Annotated in this window: 14 protein-coding genes and 3 tRNA genes; 10 read left to right on the plus strand and 7 right to left on the minus strand. The window is 54.0% G+C overall.

What is annotated here, in order from left to right; genetic code table 11:
- Nucleotides 1-15 precede the first annotated feature (15 nt).
- From pheS to thrS, 5 genes are all read right to left on the minus strand, one after another.
- Nucleotides 16-999 (minus strand): phenylalanine--tRNA ligase subunit alpha, encoded by a 984-nt coding sequence (gene pheS / locus ABD806_RS03380; protein ID WP_344954713.1) that lies wholly within the window; start codon nucleotides 997-999, stop codon nucleotides 16-18.
- Between the two features lie 159 nt (nucleotides 1000-1158).
- Nucleotides 1159-1515, minus strand: coding sequence for a 50S ribosomal protein L20 (gene rplT / locus ABD806_RS03385; protein ID WP_116473192.1), 357 nt, complete (start codon nucleotides 1513-1515; stop codon nucleotides 1159-1161).
- Between the two features lie 14 nt (nucleotides 1516-1529).
- Nucleotides 1530-1727: a 50S ribosomal protein L35 gene (gene rpmI / locus ABD806_RS03390; protein ID WP_116473193.1), complete on the minus strand. Its 198-nt coding sequence runs from the start codon at nucleotides 1725-1727 to the stop codon at nucleotides 1530-1532.
- Between the two features lie 78 nt (nucleotides 1728-1805).
- Nucleotides 1806-2348 carry a translation initiation factor IF-3 gene (infC, locus tag ABD806_RS03395; protein ID WP_425583085.1) on the minus strand — a complete coding sequence of 181 codons (543 nt, stop codon included), beginning with the start codon at nucleotides 2346-2348 and terminating at the stop codon, nucleotides 1806-1808.
- Nucleotides 2345-4279 carry a threonine--tRNA ligase gene (gene thrS / locus ABD806_RS03400; RefSeq protein ID WP_344954718.1) on the minus strand — a complete coding sequence of 645 codons (1935 nt, stop codon included), beginning with the start codon at nucleotides 4277-4279 and terminating at the stop codon, nucleotides 2345-2347. Before thrS ends, infC begins: the two co-directional genes overlap by 4 nt.
- A 399-nt stretch (nucleotides 4280-4678) precedes the next feature.
- On the opposite strand from thrS, the gene ABD806_RS03405 reads away from it, so the two are divergent.
- Genes ABD806_RS03405 through ABD806_RS03415 form a run of 3 tightly spaced genes read left to right on the plus strand, consistent with a single transcriptional unit; the run spans nucleotide 4679 to nucleotide 6526 of the window.
- Nucleotides 4679-5542, plus strand: coding sequence for a fructosamine kinase family protein (locus tag ABD806_RS03405; protein WP_344954720.1), 864 nt, complete (start codon nucleotides 4679-4681; stop codon nucleotides 5540-5542).
- 8 nt (nucleotides 5543-5550) lie between these two features.
- Complete coding sequence (locus ABD806_RS03410) at nucleotides 5551-6297, plus strand: pteridine reductase (RefSeq protein WP_344954723.1); 747 nt, start codon at nucleotides 5551-5553, stop codon at nucleotides 6295-6297.
- 25 nt (nucleotides 6298-6322) lie between these two features.
- Nucleotides 6323-6526: a CPXCG motif-containing cysteine-rich protein gene (locus tag ABD806_RS03415; RefSeq protein ID WP_344954725.1), complete on the plus strand. Its 204-nt coding sequence runs from the start codon at nucleotides 6323-6325 to the stop codon at nucleotides 6524-6526.
- Between the two features lie 44 nt (nucleotides 6527-6570).
- On the opposite strand, the gene ABD806_RS03420 is transcribed toward ABD806_RS03415, so the two are convergent.
- Complete coding sequence (locus ABD806_RS03420) at nucleotides 6571-7176, minus strand: riboflavin synthase subunit alpha (protein ID WP_344954727.1); 606 nt, start codon at nucleotides 7174-7176, stop codon at nucleotides 6571-6573.
- A 173-nt stretch (nucleotides 7177-7349) separates the two neighbouring features.
- Between ABD806_RS03420 and ABD806_RS03425 the strand changes: the two genes are divergently transcribed.
- The 6 genes from ABD806_RS03425 to aptA all read left to right on the plus strand — a co-directional run bounded on the left by ABD806_RS03425 (nucleotide 7350) and on the right by aptA (nucleotide 11724).
- On the plus strand, nucleotides 7350-8738 hold the full coding sequence (locus ABD806_RS03425; protein ID WP_425583063.1) for an MATE family efflux transporter: 1389 nt from the start codon (nucleotides 7350-7352) through the stop codon (nucleotides 8736-8738).
- On the plus strand, nucleotides 8683-9720 hold the full coding sequence (locus ABD806_RS03430; protein WP_344954729.1) for a DUF3080 family protein: 1038 nt from the start codon (nucleotides 8683-8685) through the stop codon (nucleotides 9718-9720). Before ABD806_RS03425 ends, ABD806_RS03430 begins: the two co-directional genes overlap by 56 nt.
- Before the next feature lie 91 nt (nucleotides 9721-9811).
- Nucleotides 9812-9888 (plus strand) — tRNA-Val (locus ABD806_RS03435).
- A 47-nt stretch (nucleotides 9889-9935) separates the two neighbouring features.
- Nucleotides 9936-10012, plus strand: a tRNA-Val gene (locus tag ABD806_RS03440).
- A gap of 47 nt (nucleotides 10013-10059) precedes the next feature.
- Nucleotides 10060-10136 (plus strand) — tRNA-Val (locus tag ABD806_RS03445).
- Nucleotides 10137-10401: 265 nt separating this feature from the next.
- Nucleotides 10402-11724, plus strand: coding sequence for an omega-aminotransferase AptA (gene aptA, locus ABD806_RS03450; RefSeq protein ID WP_344954731.1), 1323 nt, complete (start codon nucleotides 10402-10404; stop codon nucleotides 11722-11724).
- Between the two features lie 125 nt (nucleotides 11725-11849).
- Here aptA and ABD806_RS03455 read toward each other — a convergent pair whose 3' ends face one another.
- The gene (locus tag ABD806_RS03455) at nucleotides 11850-12446 is read right to left on the minus strand and encodes an FMN-dependent NADH-azoreductase (RefSeq protein WP_344954733.1); all 597 of its coding nucleotides are present in this window, start codon (nucleotides 12444-12446) and stop codon (nucleotides 11850-11852) included.
- Nucleotides 12447-13446: 1000 nt separating this feature from the next.
- Between ABD806_RS03455 and ABD806_RS03460 the strand changes: the two genes are divergently transcribed.
- Complete coding sequence (locus ABD806_RS03460; RefSeq protein WP_116473221.1) at nucleotides 13447-15369, plus strand: PrkA family serine protein kinase; 1923 nt, start codon at nucleotides 13447-13449, stop codon at nucleotides 15367-15369.
- Nucleotides 15370-15392 lie beyond the last annotated feature (23 nt).

A 15392-nucleotide genomic window follows, 5' to 3' on the forward strand; every position in this document is an offset into this window, starting at 1 on the left:
TTTCGCTCCCGCCGCTTACTGGAATTGTTTGAGAAAACGTTGATCGTTTTCAAAAAAGGCCCGCAGGTCATTGACGCCGTAACGCAACATGGTCAGACGCTCAACCCCCATGCCGAAGGCAAAACCACTGTACCGTTCCGGGTCTATGCCCACGGAGCGCAGCACATTGGGGTGGACCATGCCGCAACCCAGCACTTCCAGCCATTTGCCGTTCTTACCCATTACGTCGACTTCGGCGCTGGGCTCGGTAAAGGGAAAATAAGAGGGACGGAAACGAATTTGTAAATCTTCTTCGAAGAAGTTATGCAAGAAGTCGTGCAACACCCCTTTGAGGTGGGTAAAGCTGACATTCTCATCGACCAGCAGGCCTTCCACCTGATGGAACATGGGGGTATGGGTCTGGTCATAGTCGTTACGGTAGACCCGCCCCGGGGAAATGATGCGGATCGGCGGCCGCTGATGCTCCATGGTGCGGATCTGTACGCCCGAGGTCTGGGTGCGCAGCATCAGCTTGGGGTTGAAATAGAAGGTGTCGTGATCGGCCCGCGCCGGGTGATGGGCCGGAATGTTCAGGGCGTCGAAGTTATGGAAGTCATCCTCGATTTCCGGGCCTTCGGCCACCTGGAAGCCCAGCTCGCCGAAGAAGGACTCGATGCGTTTGATGGTGCGGCTGACCGGGTGAAGGCCACCTGCCTGCTGGCGGCGACCCGGCAGGCTGATGTCCAGGGTCTCACTGGCCAGCTTCTGATTGAGCTCCGCCAGTTGCAGTGCCTCACGCTTGTCGTTCAACGCCTCGGTCACCGCCTGTTTGGCCTGGTTGATGGCCTGGCCGGCAGTGGGCCGTTCCTCGGCAGAGAGCTTGCCCAGGGCCTTGGACTGTTCGGTGAAGAACCCTTTCTTGCCCAGGTAATGTACCCGGATCTCATCCAGTTCGACGGCGTTGGCGGCAGCCTGGATCTCCGCCTGTGCTTTGACGATCACGTCTTCCAGCTGATCCATGTTTTCCTCGTTAACTCGCCCGGGCAGAGACCCCGGACCTTAAATATTTTGAAAGGCCTTGATAGTAAAGGAAATGGCCCGGCCACGCCACTTTTGCTCCGGGCCGGGGCCATTAAAAAAGGAGGCCTGAGCCTCCTTTTGTCACTGCAGTCTGTCGACTTAAACCAGGGCTTCTTTGGCTTTGGAAACCAAAGCGGTAAAGGTGGTTTTGTCGTGTACGGCGATGTCAGCCAGGATCTTGCGATCGATCTCAACGGAGGCTTTTTTCAGGCCATCGATGAAGCGGCTGTAGGACAGACCGTTCTGGCGGGCCGCCGCGTTGATACGGGCGATCCACAGTTGGCGGAACTGACGTTTTTTCTGACGACGGTCACGGTAAGCGTATTGACCGGCCTTGGTGACGGCCTGGACCGCAACGCGATAAACGCGTGAACGGGCACCGTAGTAACCTTTGGCCTGCTTCAGAACCTTCTTGTGACGAGCGTGTGCGGTAACACCACGTTTAACTCTTGGCATTGTTCACTTCCCCTTTAAGCAGTTGGCAACATGGCGTTGATTTGAGCGACATCAGACGCGGCAACCATAGATTTGCCACGCAGCTGGCGCTTACGCTTGCTGCTCTTCTTGGTGAGGATGTGACGCAGGTGGGATTGCTTGCGCTTGAAGCCACCGGAGCCGGTTTTCTTAAAGCGCTTGGCAGCGCCTTTATTAGATTTCATTTTCGGCATTTAAAAAAACTCCGCATTGTTAATAACAACAAACAGCAAGGCGAACCGGGCACAAAGTGCCCGGTTACTTGCAGGGCCTTACTGTTTTTTCTTCGGGGCAAGCACCATGACGGCTTGACGGCCTTCCAGCTTGGGGAAAGCCTCGACCAGGGCCAATTCGTCCAGATCCGTTTTGATACGGTTGAGCAAATCGAAACCCAGCTCCTGGTGCGCCATTTCACGCCCGCGGAACCGCAGGGTGACCTTGGCTTTGTTGCCTTCTTCTAAAAAGCGAACCAGGTTGCGTAGTTTTACCTGATAGTCGCCTTCATCTGTACCGGGTCGGAACTTGATTTCCTTGACCTGGATTTGTTTCTGCTTTTTCTTCTGCTCTTTGGTCGCCTTGCTCTTCTCGTAGAGGAATTTGCCGTAATCCATGATACGGCAAACCGGCGGCTCGGCGTTAGGACTGATTTCTACCAGATCCACACCCTGGGCAGAGGCCGCTTCCAGGGCCTCGGTAATCGAGACGACCCCCAGCGCTTCACCTTCCAGGCCTACCAGGCGTACTTCTTTTAATCTGATCTCTTCATTCAGTCGGTTGCGGGAGGCCGGTTTGCCTCCCTTTTTAGGGCTTTTTATAACCTATCCTCCAGTGTCTTCTTACCGCGAGTGCGGATCTCCTGTTGCAGTAATTGAGTCAGCTCTTCGAGCTTGAAGCTGCCGAGATCCTGTCCTTTCCGGGTACGAACCGCCACTTCGCCGGCTTCGACTTCCTTATCGCCGCAAACCAGCATGAAAGGTACCCGCTTCAGAGTATGCTCGCGAATTTTAAAGCCTATCTTCTCATTTCTCAAGTCCGCCTTGGCCCTAATGCCAACATTATTCAAGTCGTTAGCCAATTGCTGGGCGTATTCGGCCTGATTGTCGGTAATATTGAGCACCATGACCTGGGTCGGCGCCAGCCAAGTCGGGAACAGCCCCGCGTATTCTTCGATCAGGATACCGATGAAACGCTCTATCGAGCCGAGGATGGCACGGTGGATCATCACCGGCACGTGGCGCTCGTTGTCTTCGCCCACATAGCTGGCACCCAGGCGACCGGGCAGCGCGAAGTCAAGCTGCACGGTACCACATTGCCAGGCACGATTCAGGCAGTCGTACAGGGTGAATTCAATCTTGGGACCGTAGAAGGCGCCCTCACCCGGCTGCAGTTCATACTCCAGACCGTTGGCCTTGAGCGCTTCTTCCAGGGCCAATTCGGCTTTATCCCAGATCTCATCGCCGCCGATCCGCTTTTCCGGCCGGGTAGAGAGCTTGACCGCCACATCGGTAAAGCCGAAGGTTCCGTAGACGTCGTACACCATCTTGATACAGGCGGACACTTCGCTCTGGATCTGCTCTTCAGTACAGAAAATATGGGCATCATCCTGGGTGAAGCCGCGGACCCGCATCAGGCCGTGCAGGGCACCGCTCGGCTCGTTACGATGGCAACAACCGAACTCCGCCATGCGCAGCGGCAGATCCCGGTAGGATTTCAGGCCCTGGTTGAAGATCTGCACATGGCCCGGGCAGTTCATCGGCTTGATCGCATAATCCCGGTTCTCGGAATGGGTGGTAAACATGTTTTCGGCATATTTATCCCAGTGGCCGGACTTCTCCCACAACACCCGGTCCATCATGAAGGGGCCCTTGACCTCTTCATACTGGTATTCACGCAGCTTGGTGCGCACAAAGTGTTCCAGCTCGCGGAAGATACTCCAACCGTCGTTATGCCAGAACACCATGCCCGGTGCTTCTTCCTGCATATGATAGAGATCAAGCTGCTTGCCGATTTTACGGTGATCCCGCTTGGCGGCTTCTTCCAACTGGGTCAAATATCCCTTCAGGGCCTTTTTATCGGCCCAGGCGGTACCATAGATACGTTGCAGCATCTTGTTCTTGGCATCGCCCCGCCAGTAGGCGCCGGAGACTTTCTGCAGCTTGAAATGCTGACAGAAACGCATGTTGGGCACATGGGGGCCACGACACATATCGATGTATTCTTCATGGTGATACAGGCCGGGCCTGTCATCCTGGCTGACATTCTGGTCCAGGATTTCAATTTTATAGGGCTCATGCCGCCGGGCGAAGGTATCGCGCGCTTCCTGCCAGCTTACCTTCTTCTTGATCACCGCATATTCGGTCTTGGCCAACGCCATCATCCGGGCTTCCAGGGCTTCCAGATCTTCTTCCGTCAGGGTGTGATCCAGGTCGATATCATAGTAGAAGCCATTGTCGATCACCGGGCCTATGGCCATCTTGGTTTGCGGCCACAACTGCTTGATGGCGTGCCCCAGCAGGTGGGCACAGGAATGGCGCAGTATTTCCAGACCGTCCTGATCCTTGGCGGTGATGATGGCCAGGCTGGCGTCGTGGTTGATCAGGTCGCTGGCATCGACCAGCTGCCCGTCGATACGGCCGGCGATACAGGCCTTGGCCAGGCCGGCGCCGATATTCTGGGCCACATCCAGCACGGAAACGGGGTGTTCAAAATGGCGTTGGCTGCCATCGGGAAGTGTAATTGTCGGCATGAAATATCCTTCACAGTGGTGCACCGTACCAAAGCGCACATGTCGTTTACAAAGGTGAATAAACCGGTAACCCCCTGCTCTTTCTGACTTCACTCTGTCAGCCGGGTCCTCGGAAGGCCTGAGCCAGCGCTTCTTTCACCAGAGCAAGAGAAGGCGTAGGGTAGCAGATGCCTCCGCCTCTGTCTGCAATCCGTTATCTGCCCTGCCGCCGAACCAACAATCCTGTCATATGCCGATGTCGATGCTCGCCGGCATCTCGTTATTTTCAGGTTAAAATGTGGACGATAGCCATTTTTTCAACTTATCTGCCATCCATCTTCCTATTTTGTTTCGGCAACCGTCTGGGCAGCCCTTCTTTGGCCTATACTGTTGACGAATCAGGTGGCACCAGGAGGCGTTATGTGGCAAATCATCGCCAACCAGATTGCGGAGGCGACAGGAACCGAGTTCAGCATCCTTGAAAAGGTGCCCTTGTCCGGAGGCGATATCAATCAGGCTTACCGCATCACCGACGGCCTCCAGTCCTACTTTGTCAAACTCAACGACCGCGACAAGCTGGATATGTTCCGCTGTGAATGGAACAGCCTCGAACATCTGCATGCGTCTCAAACCCTGCTGATCCCTAAGCCCATTTGTTGTGGCACCACCGCCAGTATCAGCTTTTTAGTGCTGGAGTATCTGGAGTTCGGAGCGGCAGATGAACAGGATTGGCATATGCTGGGTCGCCAGCTGGCCCACCTACACCAGTCGCGCAGCCAACCCATGCACGGCTGGGATGAAGATAATTATCTGGGTACCAGTGTGCAGCCCAATGCCTGGCATAAGAAATGGTCGGTGTTCTTTGCCGAACAACGCATCGGCTGGCAATTAAAGTTGCTGGAAGAAAAAGGCATCCGCTTCGGTGATCTGGAAGAAATCGTCGGTGCCATCAAATTACGGCTAGCCAACCATCATCCCCAGGCTTCCCTGTTGCACGGAGATCTGTGGCGTGGCAATGTAGCCTTTTACCAGCATCAGGGAGTGCTCTTCGACCCGGCCAGTTATTTTGGTGACCGGGAAACCGATATTGCTATGACGGAATTATTTGGTCAGTTTCCCCAGTATTTTTATCAGGGATATCAGGCTGTTTCGCCTCTCGATGGGGGCTATCCCCAACGGCGGGAAATTTATAAACTGTATCATTTACTCAATCACGTAAACCGTTTTGGTGATGCTTATCAGGCGCAAGCCAAAGCCAGTATTTACCAGATTATTGCCAGCTAGGAGAAAGTATGTCGGCACCAGTGCTTTTTATAACCGGAGCAGCCAAGCGAATTGGTGCGGAAATCAGCCAGCATTTACATGGCTTGGGATATCGCTTGGTGCTTCATTATCACCAGAGTAAAGCCTGTGCCGAACGTCTGGCCGCCGAGCTGAACGAGGCCCGCCCCGGCAGTGTCGCCCTGGTACAACAGGATTTAACCCAGCTTGATGCCCTGCCCTCCCTGGCCGATAGGGTACTCGGCCAGTATGGCCGTTTGGATGGCCTGATCAATAATGCGTCCAGTTTTTATGCCACGCCCTTCGGCCAGGGTACTCCCGACCAGTGGCACGATCTGATGGCAACCAATGTGGCGGCTCCCTATTTCCTGGCCCAGACCCTGGCCCCGGCCCTGCAGGACAGTCAGGGATCCATCGTCAATATGGTGGACATACACGCAGAAAAAGGGCTCGAAGACCATCTTATCTATACCATGGCCAAGGGGGCACTGATCACCATGACCCGAGGGCTCGCCAGCGAGTTGGCACCCAGGGTCCGGGTTAACGGGATAGCCCCCGGGGTTATCCTCTGGCCCGAGCACCCCTTGAGCGATGTGCAAAAACAGCAGGTACTGAGTTCTATTCCTATGGGGAGAGCCGGTTCACCGCAGGACATTGCCGAGACCATGGCCTTTTTGCTGACCGGTCCCGCCTATCTGACCGGGCAAATCATTGCACTCGACGGCGGGCGCTCAACAAAAGGATTGAACAACGTCTGATAACTCAATCGATGAGGGGCAGGGTATGCGTGACTTTTTCGAGAAAAATATTGTCTGCCCTCATTGTGGTTATCACACCCGGGTCGAAATAGACGCGTCGGCAGGTGGGCAGGATTATTACGAAGACTGCATGGCCTGCTGCAATGCAATTCATCTGGTTGTCACGCGCAATGAACTCAGTGAGGAAGTTGAGCTGTGTATCGATGCGGATGATGAACAGATATTCTGACCGTATATGGTCAGAATATCTTCATGTATGTTGGCATAACAATATTATTTTGACGCCATCACCCTCTCTACCGTATCGACGATGGCCTGGGTCTGGGGGTCAATCTCAATGTTAACCAGTGCCCCCTGCCGTATCTTACCTAAATTGGTACGCTGCAAGGTTTCCGGGATCAGGTGCACCGCAAAACGATCGGTCTCGACTTGGCCTATGGTCAGGCTAATCCCGTCTATCCCTATATATCCCTTACTGAATACATACTTGCTCAGTTCCGCCGGCAGCTCGAACCAGAGCGTCCTGTTGTGGCTGCTGTCCTGAGTCTCCAGCAGCCGGCCGACGCCCATGATATGCCCCGACATGGCGTGACCGCCGATCTCATCGCCGAAACGGGCCGCCCGTTCCAGGTTGACGCTGTCGCCAATCTTCAGCCGTCCCAGGTTGGTGACCCGTAGGGTTTCCTGCATCAAATCAAAACTGACCCTGTCCCCCTCGATATGGGTCACGGTCAGGCAGCAGCCGTTATGGGCCACGGACGCCCCCAGGGCCAACCCCGGCAGCATATCTGCAGGCAAGGCCACCACATGGGTGCGAAAGTCGGTTTTGTCGATAGTCTCAAGCAGGGTACCCATACCCTGCACAATTCCGGTAAACATAGATGTCAGCCACTCATTAAGACGATATTAAGAACTCTGGGAAAACGTCCAGAATACGGTTATATTTCGATACATATGCCAACCGCCGGCCATACTCCCTGATAAAAAGACAAAAGTCCGCCATCAGGTAGCGTTTTTCGCTTTTAATCCGCGCCATCACAGTGAGAAAAAACATGGTTATCAGGCCTTATCTTGCCGAGACATGGCATCTGCTGCGCCTATGCGGCCCGATACTGGTTGCACAAATCGCGCAAACCACCATGGGCTTTATTGATACTGTGATGGCCGGTCAGGTCAGTGCCGTCGACCTGGCTGCGGTTGCTGTGGCAACCAGCTTCTGGTTGCCTATCATACTCCTGGTTCAGGGCGTCGTCATGGCCCTGATCCCCATCATCTCACAACTCAACGGCGCCCGCCGCCATGGGGAGATCGCGGGTGCCGTTCATCAGGGCTTTTGGCTAACACTGCTGGTCACCGGGCCCGCCATGCTGGCGCTTTATTATTCCCCCCACACCCTGCATTGGATGGCGGTGGACCCCGTCCTTGCCGAGAAAACCTCCGGTTATCTGCACGCCATCCTCTGGGGCATGCCCGCCTACGCCCTGTACCAGGTGCTGCGCAATTTCAGTGAGGGCCTGTCTCATACCCTGCCCACCATGGTCATCGGTTTTATCGGCCTCTTGGTCAACGTACCCGCCAACTATGTACTTATCTATGGCAAACTGGGCTTTCCCGCCCTGGGTGGGGTCGGCTGTGGTTATGCATCGGCCTTGGTGTTCTGGGCCATGCTATTGGCCATGATCGTCTACACCCAAAAGTCCCCCCTATTAACCCGCTTTCATGTCCTGTCGTACCTTAGCCCGCCGGACTGGCGCCAGGTCAACCGGCTTTTTCGCCTGGGCCTGCCCATCGCCCTGGCTATCTTTTGCGAGGTCACTCTATTCACCATCGTCGCCCTGCTGCTGGCCCCCCTGGGGGCCGACGTGGTCGCCGGCCACCAAATCGCCATCAACTTTTCCAGCATGGTGTTTATGCTGCCCCTGAGCCTGGGCATGGCCCTGACCATACGGGTCGGCCACAGCCTGGGAGAACACCAGCCCATGCAAGCCAAGCTGGCCAGCATTACCGGCATCGGTTTTGGTTGCAGCCTGGCCATATTCACCGCCCTGCTCACCATCATCGCCCGCCACTGGATAGGCGAAATCTATACCGATAACGCCCATGTGCTGGAGCTGGCCTCTAGCCTGCTGTTGTTGGCGGCGCTTTATCAAATTTCCGACTCGGCCCAGGTCATCGCCGCCGCAGCCCTGCGCGGCTATAAGGACACCCAGATGATTTTTTACATTACCCTGGTCGCTTACTGGTTGTGCGGCCTGCCCGTCGGCATGATCCTGGGCCTTACCGACTGGCTGGTGCCGGCCATGGGCCCCCACGGCTTTTGGGTTGGTTTTCTGGTAGGCTTAACGATAGCGGCACTGATGCTATTATGGCGGTTGAACGTTATTTATGAACGGGTGGAAAACCACAGTCGCACTGGTCAGCCTCTGGTTGACGGCCTGTAATGCCGACAACGAACTGGAAGGCCACTTTCAGACCTACCTGACGCGCATCGCCCATGTGCTGGAGGAGACGCCGCCCACGCTCTCCCCACCGCTTCCCCTGCCGCCCTTTCCCACCCAGCGGCAGCTACAGCAGTTGCCGCCCCGTGTTTCCGCCGGGCTGCTGGATACCCTCAAGCTTGGCCAATGCCAGCTGTTATCCCTGGTGGGCGAACACAACAGTCCCCTGGGCCGCACCCAAGGTGCGGCCAGCCAGCTGATCTACCATCTACAGTTCCAACAGGGTCTGCACGCCTGTATCGCCCACCCGGACACGGATCAGCAGCTGTTGGACTGGTTGCAGAAGCTGGAACAGCAAAAGGCACCGCTGTTGACACTCTATCACTGGAACATGATGGTATCCGAACCGGAAATCCGGGCCGTGCTGACACCGAGGCAACGCATCCTGCCTTTTAGTGAACAGACCGGGTTCAATGCTACCCTGGTGGCATTCGAGCTGTTCTACCGGCTACAGCGTATCGCCCAGGGGGACACCGGCCAACTCCCCATCGGCGAGCTGCAGATGAATAGAGCCCTATCCGGCCTCTATGGCAATGATTACCTCGGCCAACTGTTCTATTCACTCCATGCCTCTGCCCATTACTTACGGCAAAGCATGGTGTTTTTGCAGCGGTTGGCAGACGTTGACTGCGGCCCGGCAGGCCGGGTTGACGCGGAGCGATTACGCAATGCCATGCAGCATTACTACATCAAGGATATCCAGGCATATTTTACCCGGCTGGATCGACAATTTGTGCAGCTAGCCCCCCTGATATCAGCCAGCTTGCGGCCACCTCACTCCAGGGTAGGAATAATGGCGGTATATCGGGGACAGATGGCCTCAGGCTTACAGAGCGAACTCTATCAGGAATACCGCCAAAACGTGCTGGAGCATGCCCGTCTATGGCAACGATTCCTGGCGCGGTGTGATATTTCACCGACTTGAGCAATAGTTCCGCAGCCGTTTGTCAGATAATAAAAAACACTTGCCCCTATCCCGGCCCTTGGCTAGTATACGCAGCGCCCGAAGGCAGCCCGCGTTCTTAGCTCAGTTGGTTAGAGCACCACCTTGACATGGTGGGGGTCGGTGGTTCGAATCCACTAGAACGCACCACTTTACTGTGAAAACAGCGTGAGAAAACACGTTAACATCAACAATATGCGTCCTTAGCTCAGTTGGTTAGAGCACTACCTTGACATGGTAGGGGTCGGTGGTTCGAATCCACTAGGACGCACCACTTTACTGTGAAAACAGCGTGAGAGAACACGTTAACATCAACAATATGCGTCCTTAGCTCAGTTGGTTAGAGCACTACCTTGACATGGTAGGGGTCGGTGGTTCGAATCCACTAGGACGCACCAGATTAAAAAAAAACCTGCCTGGCGCAGGTTTTTTTGTGTCCGTCAGCCTGACGGATCCATCCCAGACCCATGCTCCGCGATAATGGCAGTGAAGCCAGCTCATTCAGGCTCAAGAGCTTATAGCAACGCCCCTTTCATTTATGTTTAACAGCCTCAAACTAAACATTGAAACGGCATGATTTTTCAAACATTCCATCTTGTTCACACTGCTCATACCAACCAAACCGCGAACAATCGCGTAGCGATAGTGTGAGGGAAAGCAGAGATGAATACCACAGAGTTAGCCGCCCATTGGATGCCCTTTACCCCCAACAAAGCCTTCAAGGCCAACCCCCGTATGCTGGTCGGTGCCCAGGGCATGTACTGGACCACGGACGAACAGCGCCAGGTGCTGGATATGACTGCGGGCCTGTGGTGCTGCAATGCCGGACACGGCCATCCCCATATTGCCGAGGCCATAGCGCGGCAGGCCCAGACCCTGGATTATGCGCCCTGCTTCGGCTTTGGCCATCCGTTATCCTTTGAGCTGTCGGAGCGGCTGGCTCAACTGGCCCCGGGCAACCTGAACAAGGTATTCTATACCAACTCAGGTTCCGAATCGGTGGAAACCGCGCTGAAGATGGCACTGGCCTACCATCAGGCCCAGGGGAATGGCGGCAAGCAGATTTTTATCGGCCGGGAACGCGGTTATCACGGCGTTAACTTCGGCGGGATCTCGGTGGGTGGGCTCACCAATAATCACAAGGCCTTCGGGCAATGGATTCCCAACGATCACCTATCCCATACCCAGGATCTGGAGCTGAACGCCTTCTCCCGTGGTTTGCCCCTGTATGGCGGCGAGGAAAAAGCCAATGAACTGGAAAAACTGATCAAGCGCCATGATGCCAGTCGCATCGCCGCCGTGATCATCGAGCCGATCAGCGGAGCCGGCGGTGTCTTACCTCCCCCCATTGGTTACCTAAAGCGCATCCGCGAAATCTGTGACCGGCACGGCATATTGCTGATCTTTGATGAGGTGATCTGCGGCTTCGGACGTACCGGCAATGTCTTTGCCAGCCAAACCTTCGATGTAATCCCCGATATCATCACCACCGCCAAGGGCCTGACCAATGGCGCCGCCCCCATGGGTGCGGTATTGGCCGGTGACCATATCTATGAGGCGGTAGTGGAAGGTGCCGGTGCCGGCGTGGAATTATTCCACGGCTATACCTATTCGGCCCACCCGCTGGCCTGTGCCGCGGCGATGGCCACCCTAGATATCTATGAGCAGGAGGGGTTGTATCATAGAGGCGCCGAGAAGGGAGAGCTGGCCCGCTATTTCGAGCAGGGCCTGCACAGCCTGAAAGGCTTGCCGGGCGTGGTGGATATCCGCAATTATTCTCTGCTCGCCGCCGTCGAATTTGAGCCACTGAACGGCAAGCCGGGTGCCACCGGGGGCCTGATCCAGACCGCCGCCTGGGAGCAGGGCATGATGTTGCGCTCGCTGGGCGACGCCATCGCCATGTCACCTCCGCTGATCATTGAAAAATCACACATAGATGACGCCATCGGTATACTGGAGCTGTCCATCCGCCAGCAATTGAGCTGATAGCGGAAAGGCGGCCAGTTAGGGCCGCCTTGCTGGCCATCATTGAAACCGCATGTGAAATCCTAATAAAAAAAGCAGACGACCATCTGCTTTTTTGCATGTTGGCATAATTTAGATTCAATCCATCATGCTACCAACTGTTCCAGCGCGGCTTGAGCCTCGCTCAGCCCTGCCTTTTGTGCTTCCTCCCCCATGCCCAGGGCCTCGGCATATACAAATTCCACATCGGTAATGCCGATAAAGCCCAGTATGGTCTGCATATAGGGGGTGATCAGATCGCTCGGCTTATCTTTATGCAAACCACCACGCGTGGTGATCACCACTGCTTTCTTGCCCGTCATCAGGCCCTGCGGCCCCTGTTCCGTGTACCTGAAAGTCACGCCGGCACGACAGATAAGATCAATCCAGGCTTTCAGTTGCACCGGAATATGAAAGTTATACATGGGAGCTGCAATCACCAATGTATCGGCCGCCTGCAATTCCTCAACCAGTTGATTAGACAGGGCCAGGATATCTTGCTGGTGCGGATCCAACCCTTCGCCGCCGCGTATCGCCGACACGGCGGCACCATCGAGGAGCGGTAAGGGACTGGCGGCCAGGTCACGGATCATCGGCTGTTGACCATCTTTACTGCCTGCACGGTCGATCATAAAGTCGATTAATTTAGCTGATTGTGAAAAGTCACCCAGGATGCTGGATTTCAGTACCAAAGTACGAGTCATGTGCTTCTCCATTATGTTTTATATGTTTGATATATATAATGAAATATTAACAGCTTGGTCTAACCCAAGTGGAGTTAACCTGATGACAAAACTGTACAGGGGTAGTGAATGACAAGAAATTGGAAAAAGAAGATAAAGACAATCAAATATTTTGAATGAGCCATCGAGAGTGATGTGTCGTTTACGCTAACGTAAACCATTCTGTTTGATTATTACAAAAAGAAAACCCTCGCAAGCGAGGGTAAAACAAACGGAAACGTGCTTAAACAGAGCTATGCATCCTTACCTAACAAGTTGCTAAATCGGCTGGAGCAAGTTGACTAGACCTTGATGCCCTTCCAATCTATCCGCGAGGGGAAGTGAAGTCAATGTAAAAAAATCACTAAATCAACAACTGCACAACAAACCACCAAAAATATTACGCTTACGTAAATGTAAGGAAAAAAGACATCAGTTTTCCGGAAAAATCAAGGCAATGATTCTATCTATAAACCACCCCGTACCGGATCTCCTCGGCGGTATCGGCCCACCCCGTTTAAATACCTGTTCTTAATACTGCTACACCGACCAGGCACCGCACGCAGACACGCCGCCCCTCCATGGGGACTCCGCCGCGTATCTGACCGCCAAGGATGGCAGGAAAGCCAGAATGGCGTCCGCATAGCGATATCCGGTCGTGGCTTCCCGTGCTCGGCTATTCGGAACAGCTATTTAAATCTAACAAAGCCATGTTACATGCTAGTTACAAGGCAGCCCGGGATTAACTCGTTGGTCAACGAGGCTATTACAGGTTCCAACCATCCCAAAAAGGGATTCATTAGAATACATATCATAAATGCGAGCAGTGTAGCAAAACGTTTGAAATCGCTAGTATTAATCAGGCAAAAAGAAAAAAACCTGACTAACCTTATTAGTAAAGCATGAGCGAAGCGATGAAATCTGAGTGCGCAAGACCCTGTCTCTGATTGTGAAGAGACCGGTGATTTAAGGGGGATTGATTATGGGAATTTTTGAGCATTATCAAACGCGCTATGAAAAAGCCAAGGAAGAAGAGTATAGCCTGCAGGAATTCCTCGAGATGTGTCGTGAGGATAAAGCCTGCTACGCCTCGGCCTCCGAGCGCCTGTTGATGGCCATCGGCGAGCCGGAAATGATAGATACGGCCCAGGTACCCAGGTACAGCCGCTTGTTTTCAAACCGGGTTATTGCCCGCTATCCTGCGTTTTCGGAATTTTACGGCATGGAGGACAGTATCGAGCAGATAGTATCCTACCTAAAGCATGCCGCCCAGGGCCTGGAAGAAAAGAAACAAATCCTCTATTTGCTGGGTCCGGTCGGTGGTGGTAAGTCTTCCTTGGCCGAACGACTCAAGTCCCTGATGCAAAAGGTGCCTATCTACCGGCTGAAAGACTCGCCGGTCAATGACCACCCATTTTGTCTGTTCGACTTGGATGAAGACGGTCCGGTAGTGGAGAAAGAATATGGCATACCGCGCCGCTATCTGAGGCCCATCATGTCACCGTGGGCGGTGAAGCGACTACATGAGTATGGCGGTGATATCACCCGCTTCAAGGTAGAAAAGATCTACCCCTCCATCCTGGATCAGATCGCCATCTCCAAAACCGAGCCCGGTGACGACAACAACCAGGACATTTCTTCTTTGGTCGGTAAGGTGGATATCCGCCAACTGGAACACTATTCCCAGGATGATGCGGATGCCTATTCCTTCTCCGGCTCCCTCTGTAAATCTAATCAGGGACTGATGGAATTCGTGGAGATGTTCAAGGCGCCGATCAAGGTGCTGCACCCGTTGCTGACCGCCACCCAGGAAGGCAACTATAACAGTACCGAAGGCCTGTCTGCCCTGCCCTTCGAAGGAATTATACTGGCTCACTCCAATGAGTCCGAATGGCAGCATTTCAAAAACAACAAAAACAACGAGGCCTTCCTCGACCGGGTGTATATCGTCAAGGTACCCTACTGCCTGCGTGTAACAGAAGAAGTCGAAATCTACAAAAAGCTGTTGTTGAACAGCGAACTGTCCCATGCCAAATGCGCCCCCGGCACCCTGGAAACCCTGGGGCAATTCACCGTGTTGTCCCGGCTGAAGGAGCCGGAGAACTCCAGCATCTACTCAAAGATGCGGGTCTATGACGGTGAAAGCCTGAAAGATACGGATCCCAAAGCCAAGTCTTACCAGGAATACCGAGACTATGCAGGAGTTGATGAAGGCATGAGTGGCCTGTCTACCCGTTTTGCCTTCAAGATATTGTCGCGGGTCTTCAACTTCGACCATGCCGAGGTGGCGGCCAACCCGGTACACCTCTTCTATGTACTCGAACAACAGATAGAAAGGGAGCAATTCCCCCAGGAGACCCATGACCGTTACCTGGAATTTATCAAGGGTTACCTGATCCCCAAATATGTCGAGTTTATCGGCAAGGAAATCCAGACCGCTTATCTCGAATCCTATTCTGAATATGGGCAGAACATCTTTGACCGTTACGTTATCTACGCGGATTTCTGGATCCAGGATCAGGAATACCGGGATCCCGAAACCGGTCAGCTGTTCGACCGTGCGGCCCTGAACGCCGAGCTGGAAAAAATCGAGAAACCGGCGGGGATCAGCAATCCCAAAGACTTCCGTAATGAAATCGTCAATTTTGTGCTGCGCGCCAGGGCCAATAATGCGGGTAAAAATCCCAACTGGACCAGCTACGAAAAACTCAGGACCGTTATCGAGAAGAAAATGTTCTCCAACACCGAGGAACTATTGCCGGTTATTTCCTTCAACGCTAAAACCAGTGCCGATGAGCAGAAAAAACATGACGACTTTGTCGCCCGTATGATGGAAAAGGGCTATACCCGCAAACAAGTACGACTGTTGTCCGAATGGTACCTCAGGGTACGGAAGTCAAGCTAATCGCGACTCACACTCGTTGGGGG

It is taken from the genome of Zobellella aerophila (genome assembly GCF_039539325.1).
Classification (GTDB): Bacteria; Pseudomonadota; Gammaproteobacteria; order Enterobacterales; family Aeromonadaceae; genus Oceanimonas; species Oceanimonas aerophila.

Bases quoted from the DNA above. Each gene is read 5' to 3' on its own strand.
- pheS (WP_344954713.1), bottom strand. From the start codon at position 999: ATGGATCAGCTGGAAGACGTGATCGTCAAAGCACAGGCGGAGATCCAG.
- rplT (WP_116473192.1), bottom strand. From the start codon at position 1,515: ATGCCAAGAGTTAAACGTGGTGTTACCGCACACGCTCGTCACAAGAAG.
- rpmI (WP_116473193.1), bottom strand. From the start codon at position 1,727: ATGCCGAAAATGAAATCTAATAAAGGCGCTGCCAAGCGCTTTAAGAAA.
- thrS (WP_344954718.1), bottom strand. From the start codon at position 4,279: ATGCCGACAATTACACTTCCCGATGGCAGCCAACGCCATTTTGAACAC.
- ABD806_RS03405 (WP_344954720.1), top strand. From the start codon at position 4,679: ATGTGGCAAATCATCGCCAACCAGATTGCGGAGGCGACAGGAACCGAG.
- ABD806_RS03410 (WP_344954723.1), top strand. From the start codon at position 5,551: ATGTCGGCACCAGTGCTTTTTATAACCGGAGCAGCCAAGCGAATTGGT.
- ABD806_RS03415 (WP_344954725.1), top strand. From the start codon at position 6,323: ATGCGTGACTTTTTCGAGAAAAATATTGTCTGCCCTCATTGTGGTTAT.
- ABD806_RS03420 (WP_344954727.1), bottom strand. From the start codon at position 7,176: ATGTTTACCGGAATTGTGCAGGGTATGGGTACCCTGCTTGAGACTATC.
- ABD806_RS03425 (WP_425583063.1), top strand. From the start codon at position 7,350: ATGGTTATCAGGCCTTATCTTGCCGAGACATGGCATCTGCTGCGCCTA.
- ABD806_RS03430 (WP_344954729.1), top strand. From the start codon at position 8,683: ATGAACGGGTGGAAAACCACAGTCGCACTGGTCAGCCTCTGGTTGACG.
- aptA (WP_344954731.1), top strand. From the start codon at position 10,402: ATGAATACCACAGAGTTAGCCGCCCATTGGATGCCCTTTACCCCCAAC.
- ABD806_RS03455 (WP_344954733.1), bottom strand. From the start codon at position 12,446: ATGACTCGTACTTTGGTACTGAAATCCAGCATCCTGGGTGACTTTTCA.
- ABD806_RS03460 (WP_116473221.1), top strand. From the start codon at position 13,447: ATGGGAATTTTTGAGCATTATCAAACGCGCTATGAAAAAGCCAAGGAA.